Genomic DNA, 6,904 nt, shown 5'->3' with positions numbered 1-6,904 from the left:
TGGAACACACGAGCCTGGCCAAGGCGTTCTTCCTCGACCTGACCTCGCGATCCGGCCGCATCCCGGAGGACTGGATCGCCCAGCAGTACAAGCAGCTCGACCGCACGGACGGCGAGATCGACACCCTGGCGGCGCGGCTCTCCAGCGTGCGCACGCTCGCCTATGTGGCCAACCGCCCCGACTGGCTGGCCGACCCGGCCGGCTGGCAGGGCCGGATGCGGGGGCTGGAGGACCGGCTCTCCGACACCCTGCACGAGAAGCTGATGGCCCGCTTCGTCGACCGGCGGACCAGCGCCCTGATGCGGGGCCTTCGGGTGCGCGAGGACATGCTGGCGGGCGTCGCGGAAGACGGCGCGGTGACCGTCGAGGGCCACTTCGTGGGCAAGCTGGAAGGCGTGCGGTTCGAGGCGGCGCGCGCGGCTTCGGTGCTGGAGGAGAAGGCGCTGCGCGCGGCGGCGACCCAGGCGGTGGGGCCGGAGATTGCGCGCCGCCTCGGCAAGCTCGCCGCCGAGCCGGACGCCGCCTTCGCGCTGATGCCGGACGGGACGGTGCTGTGGCGCGGGGCGGCGGCCGGCGTGCTGTCGGGCGGCGAGCCTTTCCGGCCGCGCGTGCGCCTGTTGGGCGACCTCGGCCCGGAGCCGGCCCGCCAGCGGGCCGGCCAGCGGCTGGAGGCCTTCGTGGCCGGCGAGGCGGGGCGTCGGCTGGCGTCCCTGAAGACCCTGGAAACCGCCGTCGCCGAGGGCCGGATCAAGGGCCTTGCCCGGGGCCTCGCCTTCCGCCTGATCGAGGCCGGCGGGATCGTCGACCGCGCCGCGGTCCGCGCCGAGGTGCGTTCGCTGAGCCAGGTGGAACGCCGCGCGCTGCGCGGCCTGGGCGTGCGGCTGGGCGCCTTCTCGGTCTTCCTGCCGGGCCTGCTGAAGCCCGAGGCGCGGGCGCTGGCTCAGGCGCTGGTGGGCCGTGAGGCGCCAGGCTGGCGGCCAGCCGCCGACAAGCTTTCGCGTTTGCCCGCCCAGGCGCCCTCGCCCCGCGCGCTCGCCGCCTTCGGCCTGCGCGCCGTGCGCGGCCTGGCCGTGCCGGTGGAGCAGCTCGAGCGGCTGGACGAGCTGCTGCGCGCCGGCGTCAAGGCGCATGGCGGCCAGGTGCTTTCGGACCAGGCCCGCGAGGCGCTGGGCTGGCGCGAGGACGAGACGGCGGTGGTGCTGAAAGGCCTGGGATTCGTGGGCGTGCGGCGTCCGAACGAGCCGGTCGCCTGGCGGCGCAAGTTCGAGCGCGAGTTCTCGGTGGAGAAGAAGCCCATCGCCCCGCCCAACTCCCCGTTCGCGGCGCTGGCGGCCCTCAAGGACGAGCCTGCGCCCACCCGGCGTCCGCGTCGGCGGCGTCGCGCCCAAGCCGCGGGACCCAAGTTGTCAGGACAGGGCCGCGCGTGAGCGAGGAGGCCTGCCGCGTCGACGTCTGGCTGTGGCGGGCGCGGTTCTGCAAGACCCGCACACTCGCCGCCAAGGTGGTCGAGGAAGGCCGCGTGCGCCTGACCCGCGCCGGCCAGGAGACCCGCCTGGACAAGCCCTCGCGGCCGGTGAAGGTGGGCGACGGCCTGGTGTTCGCGCTCGGCGGGCGGCTGACGGCGGTGCGGGTCGAAGCGCTCGGCGAACGCCGCGGCCCGCCCGCCGAAGCGCGGACCCTCTATTCGACCTTACAGGAATCCTGAGGGCGCGCTCATCGCCGCGGCATTGACAAGCCAGGCCTGCGCCTTGAAAAACCCGCGCCTTCCTCTCAGGTAAGCACCGCCCTGTTTGGGGCCAGGGAAACCGGAGTTCCACCCGCGCCATGACCTACATCGTGATGGATCCGTGCATCAAATGTAAGTTCATGGACTGCGTGGAGGTGTGCCCGGTCGATTGCTTCTACGAGGGCGAGAACTTCCTGGCGATCAACCCCGACGAATGCATCGACTGCGGGGTCTGCGAGCCGGAGTGCCCGGTGGACGCCATCAAGCCCGACACCGAGGACGACGCCGACGGCAAATGGCTGCGGATCAACGCCGACTACGCCAAGGTCTGGCCCAACATCACGGTTAAGGGCGAGGCCCCCGCTGACGCCGAAAACTTCGAGCGCGAGACCGGCAAATTCGAGAAGTATTTTTCCGAGAAACCGGGCCGCGGCTCATAGGTGCATTCGCACGCACCGGCGCCGGACAGTGAGCCTGCCGGGGGCAAGCCTTTCATTCGGCTTAATTTTATGATAGCGTAATGAATGACGTGGCGATCAGGCTCTCCGCCCGGCCCGTCGTCCGAAAAAACGCCAATCCGGCGCAGATCCAAAGTGGAACGGCTCCGGCGAAAGGCGAAGGGTGTCTTAAGAGGGCTACTTCCGTCCGTACGATAGACCCAGCCGCGGCGCTTCCGCGGAGAGGATGGTTTTGTCGTTGGACGGAACATGTCGCAGGTCCGCGCTCCGTCCGGGCCCGGAACTTATGAGAGGGTTTTCCATGAGCAAGAACGGTCACGATTTCTCGATCGGAGATCATGTCGTCTATCCCGCGCACGGGGTGGGCAACGTCCAGGGGATCGAGACCCAGGAAGTCGCCGGTCTGAAGCTCGAGGTCTATGTGATCACCTTCGATCACGAGAAGATGACGCTTCGCGTGCCGACCGCCAAGGCGCGCACCGCGGGCCTGCGCCCGCTGGCCGAGACCAATGTGGTCTCCCAGGCGCTGACCACGCTCAAGGGCCGCGCGCGGGTGAAGCGCACCATGTGGTCGCGCCGCGCCCAAGAGTACGAGGCCAAGATCAACTCCGGCGACCTGATCTCCATCGCCGAGGTGGTGCGCGACCTGCACCGCGCCGAAAACCAGCCGGAGCAGTCCTATTCCGAACGCCAGCTCTACGAGAGCGCGCTGGACCGCATGGCCCGCGAAGTCGCCGCCATCGAGCGGATCGACCGTGACGCGGCGATCGGCATCCTCAACAAGTCGCTGATCAAGGCGGTCGCGGCCTAGGCCGAACCGTCCATCCAAGTCGATTGCGAGACGCCCGGCCTCATCCGCCGGGCGTTTTCGTTTGCCCCGTGCCCACGCCCGCGCGACCCTTGCGCCACAGGCGGCAGCGGGAGGAACGATCATGGCCGACGACGCCGGCGCGATCGCCAGGAACGACCGGGCGAAAGAGGCGCGCGAACGGGCCTATTCCACCCCGCTTGAGGACTTCAACGTCGCGCAGGTGAGCCATTTCACCAGCGACACTCATTGGCCGTGGTTCGAGCGGCTGCGGCGTGAAGACCCCGTCCACTACTGCCGCGACAGCGAGTTCGGCCCCTATTGGTCGGTGACCCGCTTCCAGGACATCGTGGCGGTGGATTCCAACCACGAGGCGTTCTCCTCCGCCGCCGAGAACGGCGGGGTCATGGTCGCCGACGAGTATGGGCCGAACGACGCCACCAGTTTCATCACCCTCGATCCGCCGGATCACGACGCCCAGCGCCGCGTGGTGACCCCGACCTTCTCCTCCGCCGGCATGGCGGCCATGGAGCCCTTGATCCGCCAGCGCGCGGCGGCGATCCTCGACGAATTGCCGCTGGGCGAGACCTTCGACTTCGTCGACAGGGTTTCGGTCGAACTGACCAGCCAGATGCTGGCGACCCTGTTCGACTATCCGTTCGACCAGCGCCGCAACCTGCCGCGCATCTCCGACCTGGCGCTGTCGCAGCCGGAGCCCGACGCCTCGCCCGCGGACCTCGCGGCGCGGCACGCCGCCTTCATGCCGCTGGTCATGCCGTTCATCGGCCTGTGGGACGCGCGCAAGGACGGGCCGCCGGCCAGCGACCTGATCAGCCTGCTGAGCCAGGACCCGGTGACCCGCAAGGGCGACAATCCCGAGCGCTATCTCGGCAACGTCATGCTGCTGACCATCGCCGGTAGCGACACCACACGCCATTCGATCACCGGCGCCCTGATGGCTTTCCAGGACTATCCGGACGCCTACGACCGCCTGCGCGCCAACCCGAGCCTGCTGGAGTCGGCCGTGCCCGAGATCGTGCGCTGGCAGAGCCCGGTGGCCCACATGCGGCGCACCGCGATGCGTGATGTCGAAGTCGGCGGCAAGACCATCCGGAAGGGCGAGCGGGTGGTCATGTGGTACGTCAGCGGCAACCGCGACGAAGCGGTGATCGCCGAGGCGGACCGCTTCATCATCGACCGCGAACGGCCGCGCCAGCACGTGGCCTTCGGCTTCGGCATCCATCGCTGCGTCGGCAACCGGCTGGCCGAGATGCAGCTTCGGGTGGTCTGGGAAGAGATCCTAAAGCGCTTCGAACGCATCGAGGTGATGGGCGAGCCGCGCCGGCTGCGGTCGAACTTCGTGAAGGGCTACGAAGCCCTGCCGGTGCGCATCGTCGCCTGATCCGCCCGGGGCCTAGCCCGGCAGCGGCTCTTCCAGCAGGGCCTCGGAATCCACGCCGGGGCCGCGGTCGAGTTCGGCCTTGAGCTTTGCGCGGTCGAGGTCGCCTTCCCAGCGGGCGATGACCAGGGTCCCGACGCCATTGCCGACGAAGTTGGTGAGCGCGCGGCAGGCGCTCATGAACCGGTCGACGCCGACCAGCAACGCCAGCGCCGAGATCGGCAGGTCCGGGATCACCGCGAGCGTGGCGGCCAGCGTGATGAAGCCCGCGCCGGAGACGCCGCTGGCGCCCTTGGAGGTCAGCATGGCCACGCCCAGCAGGGTCGCCTCCTGGCCGATGCTGAGCGGGGTGTTGGTCGCCTGGGCCAGGAACAGGGTGGCCAGCGTCATGTAGATGTTGGTGCCGTCGAGGTTGAAGCTATAGCCCGTGGGCACCACCAGGCCGACCGTGCCCTTGCCGGCGCCCAGCCGCTGCAGCTTGGCCATGATCAGCGGCAGGGCCGCCTCCGACGAGCTGGCGCCCAGCACGATCAGCAGTTCGTCGCGGATGTAGGCCAGGAACTTCAGGATCGAGAAGCCGCTCCAGGCCGCCACCGCGCCTAGCACGATCAGCACGAACAGCAGGCTGGTCAGGTAGAAGGTCCCGACCAGGGCGCCCAGCTGGACGAGGGAGGCGACCCCGAACTTGCCCACCGTGAAGGCCATGGCCCCGAAGGCGGCCAGCGGCGCCAGGCGTACGATCACCCCGATGATGCCGAAGAACAGCTCGGCGATGGCGTCGAAGGCGGCGGCGGCCTTGTCGCCGAACGGGCCCATCAGGGTGCAGGCGAAGCCCGCCAGGATCGCCACCACCAGCACCTGCAACAGGTCGCCGCTCGCGAAGGCGCCCACGAAGCTGTCGGGGATCAGGTTCATGAGGTAGTCGACCAGGCCCTGGCCGTGGGCCGCCTTGGCCGCGTAGCTCATGCCGATCTTGGGATCGAGGGTGGCGGGATTGATGTTGAAGCCCGCGCCGGGGTGCAGCAGCTCGCCGACCACCAAGCCGATCACCAGGGCGAAGGTGGAGATCACCTCGAAATAGAGCAGGGTCCGAAGGCCCAGGCGGCCGAACGCCCGCATGTCGCCCATGCGCGCGATGCCGCCGGCCACGGTGCAGAAGATCACCGGCGCCACGGCCATCTTGATCAGCTTGATGAAGGCGTCGCCCAGCGGCTTCAGCGAAGCCCCGAAGGCGGGCCACAGCGCGCCCACGACCAGGCCCAGGGCCACGCCCACCAGCACCTGCACCCAGAGCTGGCGGAAACTCTTGAGGATTCCCATGCGCCCGACTCGCCCCCGCGCCGTTCCGGCCCTGTGGTCCAGGCTAGGTCGTGGGCGCCCTCAGGGCAATCGGTCGATCAGGCCGCCTCGGGCGCGCGGCGGCGGCGCAGCAGGCCGCCCACGCCGCCGAAGCCCAGGATCATCAGCGCCCAGCCGGCCGGCTCAGGCACGCTGACGTGGCCTTCGTAGTTGAGCATGTGGACTTCGCCGCCTTGGGTGAAGTTGTCCACCGCCACCGAGCCGTTGATCTGGGTGTTGTTGGTGAGGGTGGCGAGCGGCGCGAGGATCGAGCCTTCGAACTGGCCCTGCACGTTGAGCGTCGTGGCCCCGACGAAATTCCAGATGATCTTGGTCTGGGCGTTGGTCGAGAACGTGCCCGGGTTGAAGTGGTAGCTGTCGGCGGTGTTCACCGTGTTGAACACGTTGATGACCACCGTGTCGTAGCCCTCGGTGTTGATCGAGACCTGGTTGCCGTTCAGCAGGCTGTCGTTGAGGTCGATCACCGCCAGGCCCGTGCCGCCGCCGGTGACGTTGATGTTCAGGTTGTTGCTGACCAGGCTGACCGGGTTGGCCTGGGTCGTGGTCAGGCCGGCGAGCGTGGTCGAGAGCGTCGACAGGGAGGTCGCGTAGTCCGCCAGGCTCATCGGCAGGCCGGACAGGGCCGCGGTCGAGCCGATCCCCTGCTGCAGGGTGCTGCCGTTCAGGTTCGGGACGTGGGTCACCGAGCCGCCGACCTTGACGGTCTGGACGCCGTTCAGGTTGACGGTCGCCGTGTCGTTGCCGCCGATCCAGGCGCCGGAGCTGTTGTTCAGGTTGAAGTTGCCGCTGAGGTTCCCGCCGACCACCACGCCGGGCAGGGTCGCCGTCGACTGGCCGTGCGGGCTCGTGAACATCGTCCCGCTGCCCGACAGGTTCCCGCCGACCAGGGCGCGGCCCTCGACGTCGCTGTTGGAGGTCATGTTGCCCAGCACGATCAGGTTGTAGTCGCGAAGGGCCTGCAGCCCGGCGTCGGCGCTGGGCGGATTGGCGGCGAGCGCCGGAGCGGCGGCGAGCAGGGTTGCGAGCGCGGCGGCCGACATGAGCGCCGTGCGACGCGACGAGAAGGCGTTGAGCATGTTGGATTCCCCGACCGGACGACAAGCTCTGCCTTAACCATAACCCGGCGGCAACGCGGCTCCCCTGACAGGCGAATT

Annotated in this window: 6 protein-coding genes and 1 pseudogene; 5 read left to right on the top strand and 2 right to left on the bottom strand. The window is 69.1% G+C overall.

What is annotated here, in order from left to right; translation table 11 throughout:
* From VGL85_RS13625 to VGL85_RS13605, 5 genes and pseudogenes are all read left to right on the top strand, one after another.
* A pseudogene (locus tag VGL85_RS13625) lies at window positions 1-1,427 on the top strand (phosphonate-binding protein); the annotation flags it as partial.
* Window positions 1,424-1,705 carry an RNA-binding S4 domain-containing protein gene (locus VGL85_RS13620; RefSeq protein WP_331589492.1) on the top strand — a complete coding sequence of 94 codons (282 nt, stop codon included), beginning with the start codon at window positions 1,424-1,426 and terminating at the stop codon, window positions 1,703-1,705. The pseudogene VGL85_RS13625 and the gene VGL85_RS13620, both read left to right, overlap by 4 nt.
* A gap of 119 nt (window positions 1,706-1,824) precedes the next feature.
* Window positions 1,825-2,166, top strand: a complete 342-nt coding sequence (fdxA, locus tag VGL85_RS13615) for a ferredoxin FdxA (protein WP_331589491.1) — start codon at window positions 1,825-1,827, stop codon at window positions 2,164-2,166.
* Window positions 2,167-2,485: 319 nt separating this feature from the next.
* A complete protein-coding gene (locus VGL85_RS13610) occupies window positions 2,486-2,995 on the top strand; it encodes a CarD family transcriptional regulator (protein WP_331589490.1) in 510 nt (169 codons plus the stop codon).
* A 121-nt stretch (window positions 2,996-3,116) separates the two neighbouring features.
* Window positions 3,117-4,394 carry a cytochrome P450 gene (locus VGL85_RS13605; protein WP_331589489.1) on the top strand — a complete coding sequence of 426 codons (1,278 nt, stop codon included), beginning with the start codon at window positions 3,117-3,119 and terminating at the stop codon, window positions 4,392-4,394.
* 12 nt (window positions 4,395-4,406) lie between these two features.
* On the opposite strand, the gene dctA is transcribed toward VGL85_RS13605, so the two are convergent.
* Together dctA and VGL85_RS13595 are read right to left on the bottom strand one after the other, a co-directional pair.
* Window positions 4,407-5,711: a C4-dicarboxylate transporter DctA gene (dctA, locus tag VGL85_RS13600; RefSeq protein ID WP_331589488.1), complete on the bottom strand. Its 1,305-nt coding sequence runs from the start codon at window positions 5,709-5,711 to the stop codon at window positions 4,407-4,409.
* A gap of 77 nt (window positions 5,712-5,788) precedes the next feature.
* Window positions 5,789-6,826 carry a collagen-binding domain-containing protein gene (locus VGL85_RS13595; protein WP_331589486.1) on the bottom strand — a complete coding sequence of 346 codons (1,038 nt, stop codon included), beginning with the start codon at window positions 6,824-6,826 and terminating at the stop codon, window positions 5,789-5,791.
* Window positions 6,827-6,904 lie beyond the last annotated feature (78 nt).

Source organism: Phenylobacterium sp., assembly GCF_036501465.1.
In the GTDB taxonomy this organism is placed as follows: Bacteria; Pseudomonadota; Alphaproteobacteria; order Caulobacterales; family Caulobacteraceae; genus Phenylobacterium.
The sequence above is the reverse complement of the archived record's forward strand: the minus strand, read 5'-3'. Positions and strand labels throughout refer to the sequence as shown.

Bases quoted from the DNA above. Each gene is read 5' to 3' on its own strand.
- VGL85_RS13595 (WP_331589486.1), bottom strand. From the start codon at position 6,826: ATGCTCAACGCCTTCTCGTCGCGTCGCACGGCGCTCATGTCGGCCGCC.
- fdxA (WP_331589491.1), top strand. From the start codon at position 1,825: ATGACCTACATCGTGATGGATCCGTGCATCAAATGTAAGTTCATGGAC.
- VGL85_RS13610 (WP_331589490.1), top strand. From the start codon at position 2,486: ATGAGCAAGAACGGTCACGATTTCTCGATCGGAGATCATGTCGTCTAT.
- VGL85_RS13605 (WP_331589489.1), top strand. From the start codon at position 3,117: ATGGCCGACGACGCCGGCGCGATCGCCAGGAACGACCGGGCGAAAGAG.
- dctA (WP_331589488.1), bottom strand. From the start codon at position 5,711: ATGGGAATCCTCAAGAGTTTCCGCCAGCTCTGGGTGCAGGTGCTGGTG.